The organism is Kocuria nitroreducens, from assembly GCF_042879195.1.
In the GTDB taxonomy this organism is placed as follows: domain Bacteria; phylum Actinomycetota; class Actinomycetes; order Actinomycetales; family Micrococcaceae; genus Kocuria; species Kocuria nitroreducens.
Genome location: NZ_JBHZTC010000011.1, coordinates 48,046 through 70,961 on the forward strand (window position 1 = coordinate 48,046; position 22,916 = coordinate 70,961).

At 73.3% G+C, this 22,916-nt stretch carries 18 protein-coding genes; 15 read left to right on the forward strand and 3 right to left on the reverse strand.

Annotation, left to right across the window (positions count from 1 at the left end; all coding sequences use genetic code 11):
- Window positions 1-114: 114 nt before the first annotated feature.
- A complete protein-coding gene (locus ACFYE1_RS09220; RefSeq protein ID WP_387742067.1) occupies window positions 115-1,548 on the forward strand; it encodes an aminobutyraldehyde dehydrogenase in 1,434 nt (477 codons plus the stop codon).
- A 70-nt stretch (window positions 1,549-1,618) separates the two neighbouring features.
- Here ACFYE1_RS09220 and ACFYE1_RS09225 read toward each other — a convergent pair whose 3' ends face one another.
- Window positions 1,619-2,329 (reverse strand): TetR/AcrR family transcriptional regulator, encoded by a 711-nt coding sequence (locus ACFYE1_RS09225; protein WP_387742068.1) that lies wholly within the window; start codon window positions 2,327-2,329, stop codon window positions 1,619-1,621.
- Window positions 2,330-2,438: 109 nt separating this feature from the next.
- Between ACFYE1_RS09225 and ACFYE1_RS09230 the strand changes: the two genes are divergently transcribed.
- The 8 genes from ACFYE1_RS09230 to ACFYE1_RS09265 all read left to right on the forward strand — a co-directional run bounded on the left by ACFYE1_RS09230 (window position 2,439) and on the right by ACFYE1_RS09265 (window position 13,104).
- Window positions 2,439-3,890 (forward strand): flavin monoamine oxidase family protein, encoded by a 1,452-nt coding sequence (locus tag ACFYE1_RS09230; protein ID WP_387742070.1) that lies wholly within the window; start codon window positions 2,439-2,441, stop codon window positions 3,888-3,890.
- Complete coding sequence (locus ACFYE1_RS09235; RefSeq protein WP_387742072.1) at window positions 3,887-4,789, forward strand: universal stress protein; 903 nt, start codon at window positions 3,887-3,889, stop codon at window positions 4,787-4,789. The genes ACFYE1_RS09230 and ACFYE1_RS09235 overlap by 4 nt, the downstream gene beginning before the upstream one ends.
- Entirely contained in the window at window positions 4,786-6,312 is a 1,527-nt protein-coding gene (locus ACFYE1_RS09240) for an APC family permease (protein WP_387742074.1), read from the forward strand. Before ACFYE1_RS09235 ends, ACFYE1_RS09240 begins: the two co-directional genes overlap by 4 nt.
- A gap of 156 nt (window positions 6,313-6,468) precedes the next feature.
- Window positions 6,469-7,086, forward strand: coding sequence for a TetR/AcrR family transcriptional regulator C-terminal domain-containing protein (locus tag ACFYE1_RS09245; protein ID WP_387742075.1), 618 nt, complete (start codon window positions 6,469-6,471; stop codon window positions 7,084-7,086).
- A 105-nt stretch (window positions 7,087-7,191) separates the two neighbouring features.
- Window positions 7,192-8,433 carry an MFS transporter gene (locus ACFYE1_RS09250; RefSeq protein ID WP_387742077.1) on the forward strand — a complete coding sequence of 414 codons (1,242 nt, stop codon included), beginning with the start codon at window positions 7,192-7,194 and terminating at the stop codon, window positions 8,431-8,433.
- 32 nt (window positions 8,434-8,465) lie between these two features.
- Window positions 8,466-10,163: an amidohydrolase gene (locus ACFYE1_RS09255; protein WP_449274637.1), complete on the forward strand. Its 1,698-nt coding sequence runs from the start codon at window positions 8,466-8,468 to the stop codon at window positions 10,161-10,163.
- Window positions 10,164-10,213: 50 nt separating this feature from the next.
- On the forward strand, window positions 10,214-11,311 hold the full coding sequence (locus ACFYE1_RS09260) for an agmatine deiminase family protein (RefSeq protein WP_387742081.1): 1,098 nt from the start codon (window positions 10,214-10,216) through the stop codon (window positions 11,309-11,311).
- A gap of 38 nt (window positions 11,312-11,349) precedes the next feature.
- Window positions 11,350-13,104 (forward strand): amidase, encoded by a 1,755-nt coding sequence (locus ACFYE1_RS09265; protein WP_387742200.1) that lies wholly within the window; start codon window positions 11,350-11,352, stop codon window positions 13,102-13,104.
- 100 nt (window positions 13,105-13,204) lie between these two features.
- On the opposite strand, the gene ACFYE1_RS09270 is transcribed toward ACFYE1_RS09265, so the two are convergent.
- Both ACFYE1_RS09270 and ACFYE1_RS09275 read right to left on the reverse strand, forming a co-directional pair.
- Entirely contained in the window at window positions 13,205-15,184 is a 1,980-nt protein-coding gene (locus tag ACFYE1_RS09270) for a M13 family metallopeptidase (RefSeq protein WP_387742082.1), read from the reverse strand.
- Between the two features lie 153 nt (window positions 15,185-15,337).
- Window positions 15,338-16,174 (reverse strand): ABC transporter substrate-binding protein, encoded by an 837-nt coding sequence (locus ACFYE1_RS09275; RefSeq protein ID WP_387742083.1) that lies wholly within the window; start codon window positions 16,172-16,174, stop codon window positions 15,338-15,340.
- 310 nt (window positions 16,175-16,484) lie between these two features.
- Between ACFYE1_RS09275 and ACFYE1_RS09280 the strand changes: the two genes are divergently transcribed.
- The 6 genes from ACFYE1_RS09280 (at window position 16,485) to ACFYE1_RS09305 (ending at window position 22,847) form a co-directional block, all read left to right on the forward strand.
- Entirely contained in the window at window positions 16,485-16,862 is a 378-nt protein-coding gene (locus ACFYE1_RS09280) for an RNA-binding S4 domain-containing protein (protein ID WP_387742084.1), read from the forward strand.
- 130 nt (window positions 16,863-16,992) lie between these two features.
- The gene (locus ACFYE1_RS09285) at window positions 16,993-18,450 is read left to right on the forward strand and encodes a benzaldehyde dehydrogenase (RefSeq protein ID WP_387742085.1); all 1,458 of its coding nucleotides are present in this window, start codon (window positions 16,993-16,995) and stop codon (window positions 18,448-18,450) included.
- 74 nt (window positions 18,451-18,524) lie between these two features.
- Window positions 18,525-19,877 (forward strand): MATE family efflux transporter, encoded by a 1,353-nt coding sequence (locus ACFYE1_RS09290; RefSeq protein ID WP_387742087.1) that lies wholly within the window; start codon window positions 18,525-18,527, stop codon window positions 19,875-19,877.
- Window positions 19,878-19,928: 51 nt separating this feature from the next.
- A complete protein-coding gene (locus ACFYE1_RS09295) occupies window positions 19,929-20,909 on the forward strand; it encodes a universal stress protein (RefSeq protein WP_387742089.1) in 981 nt (326 codons plus the stop codon).
- 36 nt (window positions 20,910-20,945) lie between these two features.
- Complete coding sequence (locus tag ACFYE1_RS09300) at window positions 20,946-21,839, forward strand: universal stress protein (RefSeq protein WP_387742091.1); 894 nt, start codon at window positions 20,946-20,948, stop codon at window positions 21,837-21,839.
- Window positions 21,840-21,974: 135 nt separating this feature from the next.
- The gene (locus ACFYE1_RS09305) at window positions 21,975-22,847 is read left to right on the forward strand and encodes a TPM domain-containing protein (protein WP_387742093.1); all 873 of its coding nucleotides are present in this window, start codon (window positions 21,975-21,977) and stop codon (window positions 22,845-22,847) included.
- Window positions 22,848-22,916: the final 69 nt, after the last annotated feature.

The window sequence follows — 22,916 nt, forward strand, 5'->3', positions numbered from 1 at the left end:
GGCCGCGGGGGTCCGCCGTCGTCGGTGATCCCGGTCACGCGCGACCCTACTAAAATGAACTGCAATCATTTAGAGTGGAAGGCACCGCGTTCTCGTCCGCAGAGAGGAACCACCATGAGCCCCGTCCTGCAGAACTACGTCGACGGCGCCTTCGTCGACGCCCACGGCACCGGCCGCATCGACGTCGTCGACCCCACCACCGGCACGACGGTCGCCGTCTCCCCGGTCTCGGACCGCACGGACGTGGACCGCGCCTTCGCCGCCGCCAAGAAGGCCTTCAGGGCCTGGAGGCGCACCACGCCGAGCGAGCGCCAGCTCCTGCTGCTCCGGCTCGCGGACGCGCTAGAGGCGCACAGTTCCGAGCTCGTCGACGCCCAGCACCGCAACACCGGCCAGCCCCGCCAGATGATCGCCGACGAGGAGGTCGCCGCCGGTGCCGACAACCTGCGCTTCTTCGCCGGGGCCGCCCGCACCCTCGAGGGCAAGGCCGCGGCGGAGTACATGAGCGAGCACACCTCCTACGTGCGGCGTGAGCCGGTGGGCGTCGTCGCCCAGGTCACGCCCTGGAACTACCCGCTGCTCATGGCGATCTGGAAGCTCGGCCCCGCGCTGGCCGCGGGCAACACCGTGGTCCTCAAGCCCTCCGACACCACCCCCGAGTCCACCCTGGTGCTGGCGCGGCTCATCGACGGGATCCTTCCCGCCGGAGTGGTCAACGTCCTCCTGGGGGACGGCTCCACGGGCGCGCTCATGACCGCCCACCGCACCCCCTCGATGGTCTCCATCACCGGCTCCGTGCGCGCCGGCCGCGCCGTGGCCCTGGCCGCCGCGCAGAACCTCACGCGCGGCCACCTGGAGCTCGGCGGCAAGGCCCCCGCGGTCGTCTTCGCGGACGCCGACCTGCCCGCCGCCGCGAAGGCGCTCGTGGAGTTCGGCACCTTCAACGCCGGCCAGGACTGCACCGCGGTGACTCGGGTCCTGGTCCAGGACAGCGCCCACGACGAGTTCGTGCGCCTGCTGGCCGCGGCCGCGCGGGACGTCGTGACCGGCGACCCGGACGAGTCCAAGAACTTCTACGGCCCGCTCAACAACGCCCGGCACTTCGAGGACGTCTGTCGCAAGCTCGCCGAGCTTCCCGAGCACGCGTCCGTGGTCGCCGGGGGGAAGCCGGTGGAGGGGGCCCCCGGCTACTTCTTCGAGCCCACCGTGGTGTCCGGTGTCCGCCAGGACGACGCCCTCGTCCAGGAGGAGACCTTCGGCCCGGTGCTCACCGTGCAGCCCTTCGCCACGGAGGGGGAGGCGCTCGAGCTCGCCAACGATGTCGACTACGCCCTGGCCTCGAGCGTGTGGACCACCGACCACGGCACGGCCATGCGGGTCTCCCGCGAGCTCGAGTTCGGCTGCGTGTGGGTCAACACGCATGTCATGCTGATCTCCGAGATGCCGCACGGCGGGTTCAAGAACTCCGGCTACGGCAAGGACCTCTCCCTCTACTCGGTGGAGGAGTACACGCAGGTGAAACACGTCATGCACGCCCTGGACGCCTGAGCCGGCGCGGCCGGGGGCCCGGTCCCTCCGGCCCGCGGTCCCGTCCGGTGGCGCCGTCCGGTCCGGTGGGTCAGTCCGGGGCGGCGGCGCGTTCCTGAGCAAGCGCCAGGCGCAGCCGGAAGCCGTCCAGCATGGCGGTGAGGGCCACCTCGAAGGCTTCGTCCGCCGCGGCGGTGGCGTCCGCCGGTCGTGCCTGCACGGCGTCGGCGAACACCGGGGCGAGGTCGGACCGCTCCCCGGGGTCAAATATGTCGGCGGGCGCTGTGGCGTCGTACGCGGCGCCGAAGACGAGCGACTCGACCGAGACGATCACGTCCACGATGCTGGCGCGCTCCCAGCCCGCGTCCGCGAGCCCCGAGGCCACGGCCTCGTACATCTGCAGGGTGTGCGGCGAGTCGGCGACGGGCTGGACGGCCATGATCGGGATCATGGCGGTGTGCCGGGCGTAGCAGTCCCGGTAGGACCGTGCCCAGCTCTCGAGGGCCCGGTCCCAGGGGAGGGCGCCGAAGGCGGAGCAGTCGATGCCCTGGTTGATCGCGTCCTGGACCCGGATCAGCACCTCGCGCTTCGAGGGCGTGTGGTTGTACAGGGCCGAGGTGGAGACCTTCAGCTCCCGCGCCAGCTCGGTCATCGTCAGGTGACGGTAGCCCCGGGTGGCCACGATCTTGATCGCCGCCTTCGTGATCCCCTCCTCGGAGAGCACCGGCTGGCGCGGGCGACCGCGACGCCGAGGGGCGGGGCCGGCGGGAGCCATGAGCAGATCCTCCTGCGGTCGGGGCATGTGACGCTCCTTGTGAGTCTAGGGGCAACGAGTCGGTGACGGCTCTTGACGAGCACGGGTCCGAGGCCGCTTAATGAATCCAGTTCATTTTAGGGTGAAGGAGAACACAGTGACCGATCAACGCACTCTGGGCAGCAGGACCGCACTCGAGCGCGACGTCGTCGTCGTCGGGGCCGGTCCCGCCGGACTCATGGCGGCCCGCAGCCTCGCCGCCGCCGGGAAGTCCGTGGCAGTCCTCGAGGCCCGCGACCGCGTGGGCGGGCGGACCTGGTCGAAGATCGTGGACGGCGCGTTCCTGGAGATCGGCGGGCAGTGGATCTCCCCGGACCAGACCGAGCTGCTGGCGCTGGTCGACGAGCTCGGCCTGGAGATCTTCCAGCGCTACCGCGAGGGCGAGTCCGTCTACCTGGCCCCGGACGGATCCCGCCACACCTACACCGGATCGATGTTCCCTGCCGGGGAGGCCACGACCGCCGAGATGGAGAAGCTCGTCGCGCTCCTGGACGGGCTCGTGGCCGAGATCGGCCCCACCGAACCCTGGGCGCACCCTGCGGCCCGGGAGCTGGACACGATCTCCTTCCACCACTGGCTGCGGCAGCACTCCGACGACGAGGCCGCCTGCAACAACATCGGGATCTTCGTGGCCGGCGGGATGCTCACCAAGCCCGCGCACGCGTTCTCCGCGCTGCAGGCCGTGCTCATGGCGGCCTCGGCCGGGTCCTTCTCGAACCTCGTGGACGAGGACTTCATCCTCGACCGGCGCGTGGTCGGCGGCATGCAGTCCGTCTCCGAGGCCATGGCGGCCCAGCTCGGCGAGGACGTCGTCTTCCTGGACGCCCCGGTGCGCACGATCCGCTGGGCCGGTGACGGCGAGACCTACGCCGAGCACGTCCCGGGCACCCCGGTGACCGTCTGGTCCGACCGGCTCACCGTGCGGGCCCAGGACGTGGTCGTGGCCGTCCCGCCCAACCTCTACTCCCGGATCTCCTTCGAGCCGCCCCTGCCGCGGCTGCAGCACCAGATGCACCAGCACCAGTCGCTGGGTCTCGTGATCAAGGTGCACGCCGTCTACGAGACGCCCTTCTGGCGGGCCAAGGGCCTCTCCGGGACCGGCTTCGGCGCCCACGAGCTGTCCCAGGAGGTCTACGACAACACCAACCACGGGGACCCCCGCGGCACCCTGGTCGGTTTCGTCTCGGACGAGCGGGCCGACGAGCTCTTCGGCCGGACCGCCGAGGAGCGTCGGCGGCTGATCCTCGAGTCCCTCTCCCACTACCTGGGGGAGGAGGCCCTGCACCCGGTGGTCTACTACGAGTCCGACTTCGGCTCCGAGGAGTGGACCCGCGGCGCCTACGCCGCCAGCTACGACCTCGGCGGGCTGCACCGCTACGGCGCCCACCAGCGCACCCCCGTGGGCCCGATCCGCTGGGCCTGCTCCGACCTCGCCGCCGAGGGCTACCAGCACGTCGACGGGGCCCTGCGCCAGGGCCGGCTCGCCGCCGCCGAGGTGCTCGGCGCCGGGACCTCGCCCGCCGCGGCGATGCAGGGAGCCGGGCGGTGAACGGCGGCCTTCCGGCGCGCTGCGTCGTCGGCTACAACGGGGACCGGCCCAGCAGGGACGCCCTCCGGCTCGCGGCGGCGATGGCCCGGACCTCCGGGGCCGAGCTGGAGATCGTGCTGGTGCTGCGGGCGGACAGCCCCCACCAGCAGGTCTACCCGCCGGTCGGGGACATCGGCCCGGTCGTGCGGCAGCAGGCCCGCACCTGGCTGGAGGACGCGGAGCGGCTCGTGCCGGAGGGCGTCGTCGCCCGCACGCACCTGCGGGAGGACGACTCCGCGGCCGCGGGTCTCGCCCGGACCGCCGGCGAGCTCGGCGCGCAGCTGATCGTGGTGGGCGCCGGCACCGGCGCCGGCCGCTTCTCGGCGGGGCCCGTGGTCGACGCCCTGCTGCACAGCTCGCCCGTCCCCGTGGCGCTCGCCCCGCGCCGGTATCCCGGGGACGTCCCGCTCACCCGGCTGTCCGTCGCCGTGGGCACCCGCCCCGGGGCGCACCAGGTCATCCGGGAGGCCGTCCGGGCGGTCGAGCACTCCGAGCTCGAGCTCGAGCTCGAGCTCATCTCCTTCCTCGAGGGCGGGGCCGCGGACCCGGGCACGGCCGAGCAGGTCCGCCGGCGCGTCGAGGAGCACCTCGGGGCCGCGGCCGACGAGGCCGGCCGCACCCGGCCCGTGACCGTGCGGGTCGCCTCGGGGCGGACCCTCAAGAAGGCCGCGCAGGACGTCGACTGGGCTCCCGGCGGACTCCTGCTCATCGGCTCGTCCCGCCTGGCCCAGGGGCGGCAGATCTTCCTGGGCACCACCGCAGCACGGCTGCTCAAGCACATCCCGGTGCCGATGGTCGTCGTGCCGCGGCCCGCCCCGGACGCCGATCAGGCCCAGACCGAGAAGGAGGCCGCGTCATGAGCACCGGCACCGCACCGCTCGTCGACCAGCAGGGCACGCGCCACGAGAAAGGACTCAGCAAGGGTTCGGTGGGGCTGCTCGGTTCCGTGGTCATCGGCGTGTCCACCATCGCGCCCGCCTACACGCTTTCCGGGGCCCTCGGGCCCACCGCCGCCGCAGTGGGGACCCACCTTCCGGCGATCCTGCTGGTCGGCTTCGTCCCCATGCTGCTCGTGGCCATGGGGTACCGGCAGCTCAACCGGGCCATGCCGGACTCCGGCACCACCTTCACCTGGGTCTCGAAGGCCTTCGGCCCGTGGATCGGCTGGATGGGCAGCTGGGGTCTGCTCGCCGCGACCATTTTGGTGCTCTCCAACCTCGCCGGCATCGCCGTGGACTTCTTCTACCTGGCCCTCGCCCAGATCACCGGCAACGACGCCATCGCGGAGCTGACCCGCAACGTGCCCGTCAACGTGGCCACCTGCCTGGCGTTCGTGGCGCTCGCGGCGTGGATCTCCTACCGCGGCATGGAGGCCACCAAGGTGGTGCAGTACGTCCTCGTGGTCTTCCAGCTGGTCGTGCTGCTGTGGTTCGCCGCCGCGGCCTTCGGCCACGTGGGCGGCGGCACCGCGTTCGAGGGCCTGGCCGTGCGCTCCGAGTGGTTCAACCCCTTCGGTGTGGACTCCTTCTCCGCGTTCGCCGCGGGAGTGTCCCTGTCCGTGTTCATCTACTGGGGCTGGGACGTGGTGCTGACGCTCAACGAGGAGAGCAAGGAGTCCGCCAATGGGCCCGGGCGCTCGGCCATCGCGACCATCCTCGTCATCGTCGCCCTCTACATGACCGTCTCGCTCGCCGTGCTGTCCTACTCCGGGGTGGGCGGGGCCGAGCTCGGTCTGGGCAACGAGGAGATCCAGGAGAACGTCTTCGCGGCGCTCGCCGGTCCGGTCATGGGGCCGTTCGCGATCCTCATGTCCCTCGCGGTGCTGTCCTCCTCCGCCGCGTCGCTGCAGTCCACGATGATCTCCCCGGCGCGCACCATGCTCGCCATGGGCCACTACGGCGCGCTGCCGGCGAAGTACGCTCGGATCACCTCGCGCTTCCAGTCGCCGGGCTACGCCACGATCGCGGCCGCCGTCATCGCCTCGGTGTTCTACGCCGTGATGCGTGTGATCTCCGAGAACGTCCTGTGGGACACCATCACCACCCTGGGGATGATGGTCTGCTTCTACTACGGCGTCACGGCCCTGGCCTGCGTCTGGTACTTCCGCCGCGAGGCCTTCCGCGGCGTGACGGGCTTTCTGACGAAGTTCCTGGCGCCGCTGCTCGGCGGGATCCTGCTGCTGGTCTTCTTCGTCCAGACGTCCTACGACTCCATGGACCCGGAGTACGGCTCCGGGTCGGCGATCGGCGGGATGGGCCTCGTGTTCGTGCTCGGCGTGGGCATGCTCCTGCTCGGCATCGTCGTCATGCTCGTCCAGTACCGGCGCAATCCCTCCTTCTTCCGGGAGCGCTTCGAGACGACCGAGCTGCCGGTCCTCGACTGAGCCGGCCGGCCGGCGGTCAGGGCCGGACGGGGAGAACGGGCCGGCGGCCCGGGGGTGACCCCGGGCCGCCGGCCCCGTCGCAGACGCCGGGGCCGGTCACCGCCTCGGCGGATCCTCGGTAGATTCGACAGGGCCCGCCCTGTCCGAGGAGTTCCCATGGCCCGTCCCCGTTCACCGCTCCTGTCGGTCGACGCCATCGTCACCGCCGCGCTCGCCCTCGTCGACGAGACGGGGGACTTCAGCTTCCCCAAGGTCGCCGGTCGTCTGGGGGTGAGCCAGTCGGCGCTGTACAACCACATCGACAACCGGGAGCACATCGTCGAGCTCATGCGCGGCCGGGTGTTCGCAGCCCCGGCGCCGGTGGACCTCGAGAACCTGCCGTGGGAGGACGCCCTGCGGGCGCTCGTACGGACCTACCGCGACTGCATGGTCGCCCACCCCCGCCTGGTCCCCCACCTCATCACCCAGACCGTGCAGGACCCCGGGGTGATCGGGATCTACGAGGACATGGCTGTGGTCCTGGAGCGCGCCGGGCTCGTGCGGGAGGCGATCGTCCCGGCCATCTCCGCGATCGACTACCTGGCCCTGGGCTCCGCCCTGGATCTGACGGCCCCCGAGGTCGTCTGGGCGCCGCCGGAGGGCCGGTTCCCGACGCTGAGCCGCGCCATCGACGGGCTCGGACCCGTCGAGGAGCGCGCGGAGGCGGCCTTCGCCTTCGGTCTGGAGGTGCTCATCGCGGGAGTGCGCGCGCAGACGACGCACAAAATTTACTGAAAGCCTTTCATCAAACTCTTGTGGTGCACGGACGTCCGCCCCATACTAATGAAAGGCTTTCATTTTATGTGATGGCACCCACATCCGGATCACGAGGGGAAGACCATGTCTGAGAACAGTTCTGCGCCCGAGGGGTCCGGCCGCGTGCCGCTGTCGACGACCCGTGCCGTGTCCGTCTTCGGCATCAGCGTGGTGGGGTTCATGACCGCCAACCTCGTCCCGGTGATGATCGTGGCCCTCACCGGAGACCTCCGCCTCTCCGCCACCGCAGCGGGAACGCTCATGACGGTGTCCCTGCTGGCCTGTGCCGTCTCCTGCCTGGCCACCTCCCGCTGGACCGCTCGGACCGGGCGCTACGTCGTGGCCCGCGCCGGACTGGCGCTGACCGCCCTGGGCTTCGGCGCCGCGGCGTTCGTCCCCACCGTGCCGGTGGTCGTCACCGGGGTCGTGCTCGGTGGTCTGGGCGCCGGCGGGGCCGTGTCGGCCGGAGGGGCGGCGCTGGGTGCCCTGCGCCATCCCGACCGCGCGTCCGGGATCAACGGCTTCGTCAATCGAGGCGTCGTGTCGGTGGTCCTGTTCGCGATCCCCGTGCTGGGTGCGGGCATGGGCAGCGCCTTCGGCCTGCTCGCCGGACTGGCTCTGGCCGCCCTGTTCACGACGGGGTGGTTGCCCGGGCGGCCGGCCCCGGCCGCCCCGTCAGCCGCCGACGCTGCCTCCGCTCAGGCCGGGAAGCCCTCGAGCACGACGACGACCGCAGGCATCGGTCTGCTGGTCTGCTTCGCCCTCTGGGCACTGAGCGAGGACTCCCTGTGGGCCGTCGCCGCCACGATGGGCGCCGACCAGGCTCGCCTCGACGAAACCGGAATGGGGCTGGTGCTCGGCCTCTCCACCCTGGGCGGACTGCTCGCCACCGCCGCAGTGGGCGTCCTCGGACCCCGACTGGGGCGGACCGTGCCGCTGGCCGTGGTGCTGGTGACCGGCGGAGTGCTCAAGCTGCTCGCCGGGACCGTGACGGACCCGGGGTGGTACATGGCGGTCGTGATCGCCTGGAACACCATCTATGCGGCTGCCTTCGTCTACATCGTCGCCGCCGCCGCCGCCCTCGACGCCTCCGGCAAGTGGTCGGCGCCCTTGCTGGGGATCTACCTCGTCGGCTCCGCCTTCGCCCCCGTCTTCGGCACGTCCGTCTCGGCGGCCGCCGGGTACACGAGCCTGGGCGTGGTGCTGGCCGGGATGACGTTCGCCCTGCTGGTCCCCTTCCTCGTCATCTCCCGCGTCTCCGTCCGCGCCGAGGCCGCCGCCCGGCAGGTCCGCGAGACCGGATTCCCCCGGGCGGCGATCGTCTGATGTCCCCCTTCCCCCGAACGGAGAGCAGCACCGTGCCCGCACGCACCCTCTACACCCACGCGACCGTCTTCACCGCCGACGGCGCCGATGCCGAGGCCTTCGTCGCCGAGGGCGACCGTTTCCTGTACGTCGGGGACGAGGCCGGTGCCCGGCGCGCCGCAGGACCCGGCGCCGCCGAGGTGCACCTGGGGGGCGGCTTCGTCCTCCCGGGGATCATCGACGCCCACACCCACCTGCTGATGACGGGCCAGTCCCTGCAGAAAGTGGCGCTGCGCGACGCCGCGGACCTCGCCGAGATCCAGCGGCGGCTGCGCCGGGCGGCCGAGGAGAACCCGCACGCGCCCCGGATCCTCGGCACCGGCTGGCTCCACAGCGCCCTCGGCGGCGCCGCACCGACCCGGCAGCTGCTCGACGACGCCGTCCCGGACCGCCCCGTCTACCTCGACGCCAACGACCTGCACTCGGTGTGGGTCAACAGCGCGGCCCTGGCCGAGCTGGGCATCGAGGACACGACCCCGGACCCGATCGGCGGGCGGATCGGCCGCGACCCGGTCACCGGGGCGGCCGACGGGATGCTCCTCGAGACTGCCGCCCAGCAGATCGTCTGGCCCGCCCTGGCCCGGGCGGCCACCGACGCCGACCGCGACGCCCAGCTGGAGTCGGCGTTCCAGCACTACCTGGCCGTCGGGGTCACCGGCGCCGTGGACATGGCCGTCCAGGACGACGACCTCGCCGCCCTCCGCCGTGCCGTCCAGCGCCACGGCGGCTCCCTGCCGCTGCGCGTGAAGGGCCACTGGCTCGTGCACCGCCGCGGCAACGACGCGCAGAACCTCGCCCAGGTCGCCCGGGCGGCGCAGCTGGCCGAGGAGCTCTCCGGGGAGTGGCTGCGCATCTGCGGGATCAAGCTCGTCGTCGACGGCGTCATCGACAGCTGCACCGCGGCCATGAAGGAGCCCTACGCCGACGGCAGCACGTGCGAGCCCATCTGGGACCGGGAGTCGCTGACCCCGGTGGTGGTCGCCGCCGACGCCGCCGGGCTGCAGATCGCCCTGCACGCGATCGGCGACGAGGCCTCCGAGATCGCCCTGGACGCCCTCGAAGAGGCCCACCGGCTCAACGGTCCGCGGGACCGCCGGCACCGGATCGAGCACCTGGAGACGGTCACCGAGGCCGGCGTGCGCCGCCTGGCCGCCCTGGGCGTGGTGGCCTCCGTGCAGCCGGTCCACGCCGACCCGGCGATCCAGGACAACTGGCGTTCCGTGCTGGGCGATCACCGTGTCGAGCGGGCCTTCCCGTGGACCGAGTTCCTCGCCGCCGGCGCCACCCTGGCCATCAGCACCGACGCTCCCACCGCCCCCCACCAGCCGCTGCCCAACCTGTACGTCGCCACGACCCGGAAGTCGGCACTGGACCCCTCGCTGCCGGCCAACCTGCCCCGCTACGCCCTGGACCTGGCCGACGCCCTGTGCCACGCCACCCGCGACGCCGCCTTCTCCTGCCGCGCCGAGCAGCGGGAGGGCCGCATCCGCGCCGGCCACCTCGCCGACTTCACCGTCCTGGACACCGACCCCTTCGCCGCCGAGGCGGCGCAGCTGCTGAGCAACCGGGCGCGGCTCACCGTCGTCGGCGGCCGCACCGCGTTCGCGGCCTCCACCGGCACGCTCGCCGCCATGACCAGCTCGCCCGCCGCCGCGACCGGCGCGGTGACCGGTGCCCCGGTCGCCCCCTGAGCACCACGTCCCCGACCCCTGTCCATCCGACGACCCGAGGAACACCGACCATGCACCCTGCCCCCGAGACGACGACCGGCAGCACCACCGGCACGGCCACCGTGATGCCCGCGGAGTGGGACCCCCACGAGCGGACCTGGATGGCCTTCCCGCCCCCCAACGACACCTTCGGCCCTGCCGGCGGCGAGACCCTCGCCCGCGCCCGGCACGCCTGGGCGGCCGTGGCCCGCACGATCGCCCGGCACGAACCCGTCACCGTGGTGGCGGCCCCCGCCGACGCCGACGCCGCCCGCGCCGCGCTGGGAGAAGGGATCGAGGTCGTGACGGCTCCGCTCGACGACGCCTGGCTGCGCGACTCCGGGCCCACCTTCGCCCACGACCCCGCTGGGGACCTGGTCGCCGTGGACTGGGTGTTCAACGGCTGGGGCGCCCAGGAGTGGGCCGCCTGGGACAACGACCAGCACCTCGGCCGCTTCGTGGCCGAGCAGACAGGGGTGGAGGTGCGGCCCAGCTCGCTGGTCAACGAGGGCGGCGGCTTCCACGTCGACGGCGAGGGGACCGTCCTGCTCACCGAGACCGTCCAGCTCGACCCCGGGCGCAACCCCGGCGCCACCAAGGAACAGGTCGAGGCCGAGATCCACGCCCGCCTGGGCACCACCAGGGCCGTCTGGCTGCCCCGCGGGCTGACCCGGGACTACGACGAGTTCGGCACCCGCGGCCACGTGGACATCGTCGCCGCCTTCGCCGGACGGGGCACCGTCCTGGTGCACCGCCAGGACGACCCGGCCCACCCCGACTTCGAGGTGACCCGGCAGATCCGCGCCGTGCTGGAGGCGGCCACCGACGCGAAGGGCCGCCGGCTGCGCGTCGTCGACGTCCCCGCCCCCACCGTGCTCGACGCCGGTGACGGGTTCGTCGACTGGTCCTATCTCAACCACTACGTCGCCAACGGCGTCGTCGTGCTGTGCGCCTTCGACGACCCGCACGACGCCGTCGCGGCCGGGATCCTCGCCGAGGTGTACCCGGGCCGGGCGGTCGAGCTGGTCGACGCCCGCGACATCTTCGCCTTCGGCGGCGGCATCCACTGCATCACCCAGCAGCAGCCGGCTGTCCGCCGGCCCGCCACGGGCGAGGAGGGCCTCCGGTGAACGCGTTCGGCAGCGGACGGGGCAGCGACCCTGCCGGCATGCCCGCCACCGTGGCAGGGGCCGGGGGTGGCCACGGGTTCGACGTCGTCGAGGCCGGCATCGCGGAGCTGCGGGCCGCTCTGGAGTCCGGCCGGACGACCAGCGAGGAGCTCGTCACCGCCTACCTGCGGCGCATCGAGACCTACGACCGGGGCGGGCCGAAGCTCAACGCCGTCGTCGTGGACAATCCCGCGGCGCTGGAGGAGGCCCGCGCCTCCGACGCGCGCCGCGCCCGCGGGGAGGTGCTCGGGCCGCTGGACGGGATCCCGTACACCGCCAAGGACAGCTACCAGGTCCGTGGCCTCACCGTGGCGGCCGGCTCGCCCGCGTTCGAGCACCTCGTGGCCCAGCACGACGCCTTCACGATCGAGCGGCTGCGCGCGGGGGGCGCGGTGCTGATCGGGCTGACCAACATGCCCCCGATGGCCAACGGCGGCATGCAGCGCGGGGTCTACGGCCGGGCCGAGAGCCCCTACAACGGCGACTGTCTCACCGCGGCCTTCGGCTCGGGCTCCTCCAACGGCTCGGGCACGGCCACGGCCGCGAGCTTCGCCGCGTTCGGCCTCGGCGAGGAGACCTGGTCCTCCGGCCGCGCCCCGGCCTCGAACAACGCCCTGTGCGCCTACACCCCCTCGCGCGGTGTGATCTCGGTGCGCGGGAACTGGCCGCTGGTGCCCACCATGGACGTCGTCGTCCCGCACACCCGGACCGTGGCCGACCTGCTGGAGGTGCTCGACGTGGTGGTCGCCGACGACCCCGAGACCCGCGGCGACTTCTGGCGCGTGCAGCCCTGGATCGAGATCCCGGCCGCATCGTCGGTGCGGCCCGCCTCCTACCCGGCGCTGGCCGTCCCGGACCGCGAGGCCGCCGCGGGCGTCCTGGCCGGCACCCGCCTGGGGGTGCCGCGGATGTACGTCAACGCCGACCCCGAGGCCGGCACCGCCGAGTCCCCGGGCATCGGCGGGCCCACCGGCCGGCGGATCGAGACCCGTCCGTCCGTGATCGCGCTGTGGGAGGCCGCGCGCCGCGACCTCGAGGCCGCCGGCGCCACGGTGGTCGAGGTCGACCTCCCGGTGGTGAGCCACTACGAGGGCGACCGGCCCGGAGCGCCCACGATCGCCACCCGCGGACTGGTGAGCCCGGAGTACCTGCACCGGGAGATCGTGGACCTCTCGGCCTGGGCGTGGCACGACTTCCTCGACGCCAACGGCGACCCCGCCCTGCACCGGCTCGCCGACGTGGACGGCTCCCGGATCTTCCCCCACCCGGCCGGCGCCCTGCCCGACCGCTACGACGGGTTCGACGACGACATCGCCGACTACCCGGATTTCGTGCGGGAGCACGGCGTCCCGGTCCTGACCGGGATCCCCTGCCTGGAGGAGGGCCTGCGCGGGCTGGAGGAGACCCGCCGCACCGACCTGGAGCAGTGGATGGACGGGCTGGGCCTGGACGCCGTCGTGTTCCCGGCCGTCGCCGACGTCGGGCCCGCCGACGCCGACGTGAACCCGGCCTCCGCGGAGCTCGCCTGGCGCAACGGGGTGTGGGTCGCCAACGGCAACCTCGTGCCCCGGCACCTGGGCATCCCCACCGTCACCGTCCCGATGGGCACGATGGCCGACACCGGGATGCCCGTCGGCCTGACGATCGCCGGGCGGGCCTGGGACGACACCTCGCTGCTGCGCCTCGCCGCGGCCTTCGAGGCCACCGGCGAGCGCCGAACCGCCCCGCCGCGCACTCCGCCGCTGAGCGGCTGAGCCCGCCCCCCGGACCGGCCGGCGAGGTGGCACGCGGCGGCCACTGCGACCGCTCATGGTCACGTGGTCGTTGCCACCTCGCCGAGCGGGGAGGGTGGGGTCACCAGATGTTCACGCGCTCCTCGGGGGGCAGCCACAGGCCGTCACCGGGGCGGGTGCCGAAGGTGTCGTGGAACGCGAACATGTTCTGCACCACCCGGTTGCAGCGAAACTCGTCCGGGGCGTGCGGGTCGGTGGCCAGCCTGTTGACCAGCTCCTGCTCCCGGGCGGTCGAGCGCCACAGCGCCGCGTAGGCGTAGAAGAAGCGCTCCGCGCCGGTCAGCCCGTCGAGCACCGGCGCGCCGTCCTGGTCCAGGCCCCGCTCGGCCAGGGACATCCGGTACGCCACCAGGGCGATCTCCAGACCGCCCAGGTCGCCGATGTTCTCGCCCACGGTGAAGGCCCCGCTGACGCGGTGCCGGGCCGGGTCCAGCCCGCGCGGCGTGCAGCCGTCGTACTGGGCGACGAGCGCGGCGGTGCGCCGGGCGAACTCCGCGCGGTCCTCGTCGGTCCACCAGTTCTCCAGGTGGCCCCGGGCATCGTACTTGGCGCCCTGGTCGTCGAAGCCGTGGCCGATCTCGTGGCCGATCACGGAACCGATGGCGCCGTAGCACACGGCGTCGTCGGCGTCGATGTCGAAGTACGGCGGCTGCAGGATGCCCGCGGGGAAGACCACCTCGTTGAGCACGGGGTGGAAGTAGGCGTTGACCCAGTGGGGATAGAGGAACCACTCGCCGCGGTTCACGGGGGTGCCCATCTTCCCGACGGTGCGGTCGTGCTCGAGCGCCAGGCCCGCCCGGACGTTGCCGAGCAGGTCCTGGGGCTCCAGCTCCAGGGAGGAGTAGTCCCGCCAGGTCTCGGGATAGCCGACCTTGACCGTGAACGTGGACAGCTTCTCCAGGGCGCGGGCCCGGGTGGCCTCCGACATCCACTCCAGCCGGGAGATCCGCTCCCGGTACGCGGCCAGCAGGTGCGTCACGAGCTGCTCCATCCGGGCCTTGTGGGCCGGCGGGAACCAGCGGGCCACGTACTCGCGCGCCACGTCGTCGCCCAGGACCCGGGTGACCAGGAACTCGGCCCGCTTCCACCGCTCGCGGGGGCGGGTGATCCCGGACAGGGCCGTGCTGTAGAAGCGGAAGTTCTCCTCGACGAACGGCCGGGGCAGGAACGGGGCGCGCCTGGACACGATCCGCCACGACTGCCAGATCCGGATCTGCTCCTCGGACCACTCCTGCCACAGCCGGCCCAGCTGCGCCACGAAGGAGGGCTGGCGCACGATGACCCGGTCGAAGATCGCCGCGCCGCGCTCCGGGGCGGTGCCCTCGAGCCACGCCGTCCACGGGAAGCCGGGGGCCATGGTCTCCAGGCCGGGCGGGTCCACGGGGTTGTACATCTCCTCGACGTCCCGCGCGGAGACGGTGTCCCAGTGGGCGGCGGCGAGCTGCGTCTCCATGGCGAGCACGGTCGCCGCGGCGTCCCCCGCGGGCACGCCCCAGCGCGCCGGCAGACCGGCCAGCTCGAGCATCGCCTCGACGTGGGCGGTGAACGCCGTGCGCAGCCGCTCGTGCAGGGGGTCCGTGTAGTAGCTGTTCGTGGGCAGGGACAGCCCGTCCTGGCGCAGGAAGAACGAGTAGCGGGAGGAGTCCCGGGAGTCGTTCTCCACGAAGAAGGACAGCGGCCCGTCCACGCCGGTGCGGTGCAGGGCGGCCGAGGCGCGGGCGAGCCCGTCCTTGCCCCGGGCGGCGTCGAGCACCGCGAGGTCAGGGTCCATGGCGGCCCGGCCTCGGCGCTCGATCTCGTCCTCGTCGAGGAACGAGCGGTACAGCGCGCCCATCCGTGACCCGGGGGCGGCCTCCTGCACGATCTCGTGCACCCGCTGCGTGTTCCGGTCGGTGAGGATCGCGGAGGCGCCGTCGAACGCGCGGTCGTCCGGCAGCTCGTGCGCCTCGATCCAGCCGCCGTTGACGTGGCGGTACAGGTCGTCCTGCGGGCGGACGCCGGGATGGACGTGCTGCAGCTCGAGGCCGGAGTCGGTGGTCACGGGAGCTTCCCCTGTCGTCGTGGCGGGGCGGAAGGCGCCGGACGGTGGCGTCCGCCCGGCTCCAGCCTAGGGACGACGGCGCCGTGGCCCGCCTCGCGGGAGCCACGGCGCCCGTGTCGCTCGCCGCACCCGCCGGGCGGGCGCGGCGACGGGTCAGCTCGCGGCCGGCTCCGGGCTTGCCGAGTCCCCGGTGCCCTCGGAGTCCGTGGTGCTCAGCCACTTCGCCTCGAGCTCCGCGATGGTGCCGTCCTCCTTCATGGCCGCCAGCGACTCGTCGACCCGCTCCAGCAGGGCCGTGTTGCCGGTCTTCACTGCCAGGCCCAGCTGTTCGCCGGTCTCGATCTCCTCGACCAGCTCGAGTTCGGGGTTGTCCTCGATGGCGGGAATCGTCACGGAGACGTTGGCGACCACGGCCTGCACGTCACCGGTGCTGAGGCCCTGGATCATCAGGGCCGAGTCCTCGTACTGGACGATGTCCGCCCCGTTGTCCCGGGCGAAGGCCTCGCCGGTGGTCGCCTGCTGCGCGCCCACGCGCCGGCCCTCGATGTCGGCCACGGACTCGATGCCGGAGCCCGGTGCCACGAGCAGTCCCAGGTTGTCCGCGACGTACGGCTCGGAGAAGTCCATCACGGACTCGCGCTCCTCGTTGATGGTCATCCCGGAGGCCGCGAGGTCGCACTGGTCGGTGTCCAGTGCGGAGCCCGTCTCGATGGCCTCGAAACCTGTGGTAATGACGTTCGTCCCGACCCCGAGGTCCTCGGCGATGCCGTTGACCAGGTCGATGTCGAAGCCCACGGTCTCGCCGTTCTCGACGTACTCGAAGGGCGCGTAGGGGATGTCCGAGCAGACGGTGAGGGTCCCCGGGCTGATCAGGCTGACCTCGCCCTCGGCCGCCTCCTCGCCTCCTCCGGTGCTCGTGCACGCGCTCAGGGCCAGCGCGGAGACGGCCAGCACGGACAGGGTCGCTGCCCCGTGGAACCTGCTCTTCATGGATCTGTCCTTCCCTCGGGAGGTGGCGGGCCGCCGCTGCCGGCACGGCGTTGTGCCCGGTGCGCGTCCCGCCGGTGAATGTGCCCCAGTGTAGGTGCTGACGGGTTGCTGGGATGTTGCACACCACTGATGGGTAGCCAGTTCCTCGTCCCCACTCCGGGCGACACTTCCGGCCGCTCACCCGGCGAGGCGCCCGGCGACGCGCGGGCGGCCGCGGCGCACCGCCCGGCGTCCGTCGCGTTCCGCGGATTCGGCACAATGGGCCCATGACCCGCACTGACGCCCCGCACCGCAGCACCCGGGAGGAACGATGACGGCACCGCAGAGCCCCGTGAGCGTGCGCGTGGACGTGTGGCTCTGGGCGGTGCGCGTGTTCAAGACCCGCTCCGCCGCCACCGCAGCGTGCCGGGCCGGCCACGTGAAGATCGACGGCACCTCGGTCAAGGCCGCCCAGCCGGTGCGGCCCGGCCAGCGGGTGGCCGTGCGCCGTCCCGGCCACGAGCAGGTCCTGGAGGTGGTGCAGCTGCTGACCAAGCGCGTCGGGGCGCCGGTCGCCGCGAAGGCGTACGTGGACCACAGCCCGCCCCCGCCTCCGGCGCTGCACGCGGCCGTTCCGCGGCGGGACCGGGGCACCGGCCGGCCCACCAAGAAGGACCGCCGGGAGATGGACCGCCTCCGGGGGCTGTGAGCCGCCCCGGCGCGCGGCGTTCCGTGCGCTCTCCCAGGAAGGCGCAGAATAATCCCCACTGCACGTGTGCCGTGGGTCACCCCGCCGTCCGGTGGTCCGACGCGCGGCCGGAACCGGAGGAGCTCGACCCATGGCACTGCTGGACACACCGGAGTGGACCGGAAAGATCTACGTCAACGGATGGCGCGACGGCCGCGGCGGCGCCGAGGACGTCACGAACCCGTCGACGGAGGAGACGCTCGGGCGGATCGGCTTCGCCTCGCCCGAGGACGTGTACGAGGCGGCCGAGAAGGCCGCGGCGGCCCAGAAGGGGTGGGCGGCGCTGAAGCCCTCCGAGCGCGCCGGGGTGCTGCGCCGCGCCGGCCTGCTGTTCGAGGAGCACGCTGAGGAGGTCGTGGACTGGGTGGTCCGGGAGACCGGGGCGATCCCGCCCAAGGCCGGGCTGGAGGCCTCGGTCGCTGCCGCGGAGTGCTACGAGGCCTCCGGGCTGCCGACCCACCCGCACGGGGAGTACCTGCCCTCCGACGCCCCGCACTGGTCGCTGTCCCGCCGGGTGCCGGTCGGGGTGGTCTCGGTGATCTCGCCGTTCAACTTCCCGCTGATCCTCTCGATCCGCTCCGTGGCGCCGGCCCTGGCCCTGGGCAACGCGGTGCTGCTCAAGCCGGACCCCCGCACCTCGGTCACCGGTGGTGCGCTCATCATGCGCGTCTTCGAGGAGGCCGGGCTGCCGACCGGCGTCCTGCAGCTGCTGCCCGGCGGCGGTGACGTCGGGGCCGCCGCGGTCGAGGCCCCGCAGGTGGACGTCGTGTCCTTCACCGGGTCCACGGCCGCCGGCCGGCACGTGGGCGCGGCCGCGGCGCAGCACCTCAAGCGCGCCCACCTGGAGCTGGGCGGCAACAACGTGGTCATCGTGCTGCCCGGTGCGGACGTGGACCTGGCCGCCGGGGTGGGGGCGATGGGCTCCTTCTTCCACCAGGGCCAGATCTGCATGACCACCGGGCGCCACCTGGTGCACGAGGACCTGCACGACGAGTACGTGGACAAGCTCGCGAAGAAGGCGGAGGCCCTGGTGGTCGGGGATCCCTCCGGCGGGCCCGTGCACCTGGGCCCGATCATCGACGAGCGCCAGCTCAAGGCCATCGACGCGATCGTGCAGGAGACCGCCATCGCCGGCGCCCGGGTGGTGGCCGGGGGCTCCCACGACGGACTGTTCTACCGGCCCACGGTGCTCGCCGAGCTGACGCACGAGATGACGGCGTGGAAGGACGAGATCTTCGGGCCGGTGGCGCCCGTGATGAAGGTGACCAGCGCCGAGGAGGCGGTGGAGTTCGCCAACGCCTCCGAGTACGGGCTCTCGGTGTCCATCATCGGGGACGTCGGCGAGGCCATGAAAATCGCCGACAGGATCCGCTCCGGCAAGATCCACATCAACGAGATGACGGTCGCCGACGAGGCCAACGCCCCCTTCGGGGGCATGGGCGCCTCCGGCACCGGCTCCCGGTTCGGCGGGCCGACCGCCAACATCGACGCGTTCACCGAGACGCAGTGGATCACGATCAGCCCGGACGTCCCGCACTACCCCTTCTGAGCACCGCCGCGCCCGGACGCCGTCCCGTCCGGGCGTGCGCCGCGGGGGCGGGGAGTCGTCGGTAGCCTGGACCGGTGACGACGACCTCCCGCCCCCGCGGCCTCAACCGGCAGATCCTGGTCCTGGCGGTCCCCGCCTTCGGGGCGCTCGTGGCGGAGCCGCTGTTCCTGCTGGCGGACTCCGCGATCGTGGGCCACCTCGGCACCCCCCAGCTCGCCGGCGTGGGAGTGGCCGCGGCCGTCCTGCAGACGGTCGTGGGGCTCATGGTCTTCCTCGCCTACAGCACCACCCCGGCGGTCGCCCGGCACCTCGGCGCCGGCCGGCTCCAGGAGGCCGTGGCGGTGGGCCGGGACGGGCTGTGGGTGGCCGCGGGCTTCGGTGTGCTCCTGTCCGCGGCGGGGTGGGCGCTGGGCCGCCCGCTGCTGGCGCTGATGGGCGCGCGCGGAGAGGTCCTGGAGCACGCCGTCGTCTACCTGCACTGGTCCCTGCCCGGGCTGACCGCCATGCTCCTGGTGCTCGCTGCCACCGGCGTGCTGCGCGGGCTCCAGGACACCCGCACCCCGCTGCTCATCGCGGGGATCGGGGCCGCGGCCAACGCGGGGCTCAACCTCCTGCTCGTGCACGGCGCGGGCCTGGGGGTGGCCGGCGCGGCGATCGGCACGAGCGCCGTGCAGTGGGCCATGGCGCTGGCGTACCTGCGGATCCTCCGCCGTCTCGCCCGCGAGCACGGCGTGGGGCCCGCGACCTCGTGGCTCCGGCTGCGCTCGCACCTCACCGTGGGCTCCTGGCTCATGCTGCGCACCGTCTCCCTGCGGGTGGCGATCCTCGCGACCGTCCTGGTCGTCACGGGACAGGGCGCCCAGAACCTCGCGGCGCACCAGCTCGTGCTGACGGTCTTCAACTTCCTGGCCTTCGCCCTCGACGCCCTCGCCATCGCGGCGCAGGCGCTACTGGGCCGGGACATGGGGGCGCGGGACGTCGAGGACCCGGCGGCGCGCCGGGCGATCCGGGCCCTGATGAACCGGCTGGTCCTGTGGGGACTCGGCTTCGGCGTGCTGACGGGCCTCCTCGTGGCCCTGATCGGCACCCGTCTGGGCTTCCTGCTCAGCCCCGACCCCGCGGTGCAGGCCCTGTTCGCGGCGGCCCTGCTGGTGGTGGCGGTCGGCCAGCCCCTGGCCGCCTACGTCTTCGTCCTGGACGGCGTGCTCATCGGGGCCGGGGACGCCCGCTACCTCGCGGTGGCCGGGGTGCTCAACCTCGCGGTCTACGCCCCGCTGCTGCTCCTCGTCGCGCTTCGCGCCGGGGCGGGGACCGGAGGGTTCGTGTGGCTGTGGACCGCCTACGCCGGCGGCTATCTGGGGGCCCGAGCCCTGACCCTGGGACTGCGCGCCCGCGGCGACTCCTGGCTGCTCAGGAACGCTGGGTAACAAGCCGGAGTGCACCCTGGGGATGTGGGGTGGATCACCTACGATTCAAGCATGAACAGTGATTCCCGCGCAGAGAACCAGTCCGTCGCCGGCTCCGGGCGAAATGTCGTGCTCGTCGGCATCGACGGCTCCGACCAGGCCCGTCACGCGCTCGAGCGCGCCCTCGACGAGGCCCGGGCACAGGATCTGACCGTGCGTCTGCTGGGCGCCTACCCGGTCATCGGGGTCGGGGACCCCGGCCTCGAGATGCGGTTCACCGAGGCCGTGATGAAGGAGAACGCCGACCACCTGGCCGAGGCCCGGCAGGCCGTGGAGCAGGCAGGACTGCCCGTCGAGGTCGTGGAAGCAGGCGGGGACGCCGCCAAGGCCGTCGTGGAGCAGTCGGGCGAGGCTGCGCTCGTGGTCATGGGCAAGCGTGGTCGCGGCGGCGCGCTGCGCGGCCGGTTGGGCTCGGTCTCCGCAGCGGTCGCGGCGCACGCCAAGTGCCCGGTCATCATCGTCCCCGACGCCGCGGAGATCCGGCACTCCGAACGGCGCGGCGGCAGCGCGGGCGACTTCGCGCTCGAGGCCGAGGGGCCGGTCCAGGCGGACCAGATCGACTTCACCGGCCGGGTGGTCGTGGGCCTGGACGCGCTCGGCTCGCGCAGCCCGGCGCTGGGGAAGGCCGTGGCGTACGCCCAGGAGCACGGCAAGGTCCTGGCGCTGGTCTCCGTGAACGGCGCCCTGTCCGGCACCCCGTCCTGGTTCCAGGACGAGTTCAACCAGGCGCGGTACTTCCACGAGGCGGACCAGAAGCTCACCGAGATCTCCGACGAGATCGCCGCGGAGCACCCCGAGCTGACGGTCGAGCACCACATCTTCGTGGGCCGACCGGCCCGCATCCTGATGAACGCCACGCACTCCGCTGACCTCGTCGTGGTGGGCTCCCGCGGCATCGGCGGCTTCCGGGGCCTGCTGCTCGGCTCCGTGTCCCAGGGGGTGCTGGAGAACGCCACCGGCCCGGTCATGGTGGTGCCCGCGCACCGCTCCTGAACCCCACCCCACGGCGAGATCAGGAAGCGGCGCCACATGACGGAACAGATCGTCGTCGGCTACGACGGCTCCGAGAACAGCGAACGAGCCCTCGACTGGGCGATCCAGGAGGCCGGCGCCCTCGCCGGCGAGCTCAAGGTGGTGGTCTCCATGGGGCGGCCCGTCGCCGTGGACCCCAGTCTCTACGGGCCGTTCCTGGAGGCGATCGAGCAGGAGGCGGACAAGATCGCCGCCGCCGCCGTGAGCCGGGCCCAGGACGCCGGCGTTCCGGCGGTCGCGGTGGTCGAGCGCGGTGACGCGGCCGGGGTGCTCGTGCACGAGTCGGAGAACGCCTCGTCCCTGGTGCTCGGCCGCCGTGGCCGGCGCGGGGTGCGCGGACGCCTCGGGTCGGTCACGGCCGCGGCCTCGGCGCACGCGACGTGCCCCGTGATCGTCCTCCCGGACGGCTGGAACCCGCAGGCACGGGCCGCCCGTGGCGCGGCCGGCGCCTTCGGGGGCCGCGTGGTGGTCGGCGTGGACCGGCTCGGCCGGGACAACCCGGCCGTCCTGGCGGCCGTGCGGTACGCCGCCCGGCACGGCGCGGGTCTGGCGCTGATCACCGTGGTCCCGGAGGCGCTGACCATGCCGACGGGCTCCGACGACCTGGACCGGGCCGTGCGCGAGCAGCTCACCGAGCCCGCGCGCTCCCTCGTGGACCGGGTCGCGGAGTCGGTCCGGGCGGACCACCCGGACCTGGACGTCGAGACCTACGTCTTCTCCGGTCTGCCCGCGGACCAGCTCGTGGAGGCCGGCCGGTCGGCGGAGCTCGTGGTGGTCGGCAGCCGCGGCTACGGCGGGTTCCGGGGACTGCTCATGGGCTCCGTCTCCCAGGCCGTGCTCACCGAGGGCGAGGGCCCCGTGATGGTGGTCCCGACCCGCAGGAAGAACTGACCCGTCCGCCCGCAGGAGGAGCCCCCGGCCGTCCGTGGCCGGGGGCTCCTCCTGCGGGCGGATCCGCCGACCGGGGTCGGCGGGCCATCCTGGGGACGAGCCCGCGGACCGGCCGCGGACGGACGGGAGCACACCGTGGAGCGCAGAGCACCCGCCGTGACCGCTCTGGCCCTCGCCGCGCTCACCGGGTGCTCGGGTCCCGTCGAGATCCCCGAACCGCCGGCCGGGTCCAACGTCCTGGACTCCGCCGGCGTCCTGACGGAGACGCAGGAACGGCAGCTCGACGCCCTGATCGAGGAGCGCAACTCCGGCACGGACGCCGCACGCGTCGCCGTGCTCACGGTGGAGGAGGCGGACGGGTCGATCGAGACCTACGCCCGCGAGGTCGCCACCGCGTGGGAGGTGGGCGACGCCGGGGCGGACAACGGCGTGCTCGTGGTCGCCGCGACCGGGGACCGGGAGCTGCGGATCGAGTCGGCGGACGGGGCGCGCGAACGCTTTTCGGACGGCGAGGCGGAACGGGTGGTGGAGGACGTGCTGGCGCCGGCCTTCGCGGACGGGCGCTACGCGCAGGGCCTGGGCGAGGCCGTCGAGCAGATCTACGTCTACGCGCAGGGCGGGAAGCCACCGCAGGAGCCCTTCGACCGGGCACTGTTCGGCTGGGTCGCGGGCGGCTTCGGCCTGGTCGGCGTGCTGGTGGCGTGGTGGATCGCCGCGGACCTCCGCCGCCGGCGCCGGATCGCCGACGAGGAGCTGCGGGCGGCCCGCCGGCGCGACCCGGAGCTGCGGCTCACCGAGGAGCAGGGCGCGGCGTGCCGGACCTACCGCTACCACCACCGCAAGCCGGACGCGGTCACGAACCCCGCCGTGTGGCTGCCGCTCTACCTGGCCAACCCCGGGCTCTACTCCGGCGGCTCGGGCGGAGGCACGAGCGGGGACGGGCAGGGCGGCTCCTCGTTCGGCGGCGGCGGCGGCTTCACCGGCGGCGGGGCGTCCGGCAGCTACTGACCGTCCTGCGCGCCCGGGGCCGGAGGCCACCGGGCGCGCGAGACCGTCCACGATGGTGCAGATTCGCTC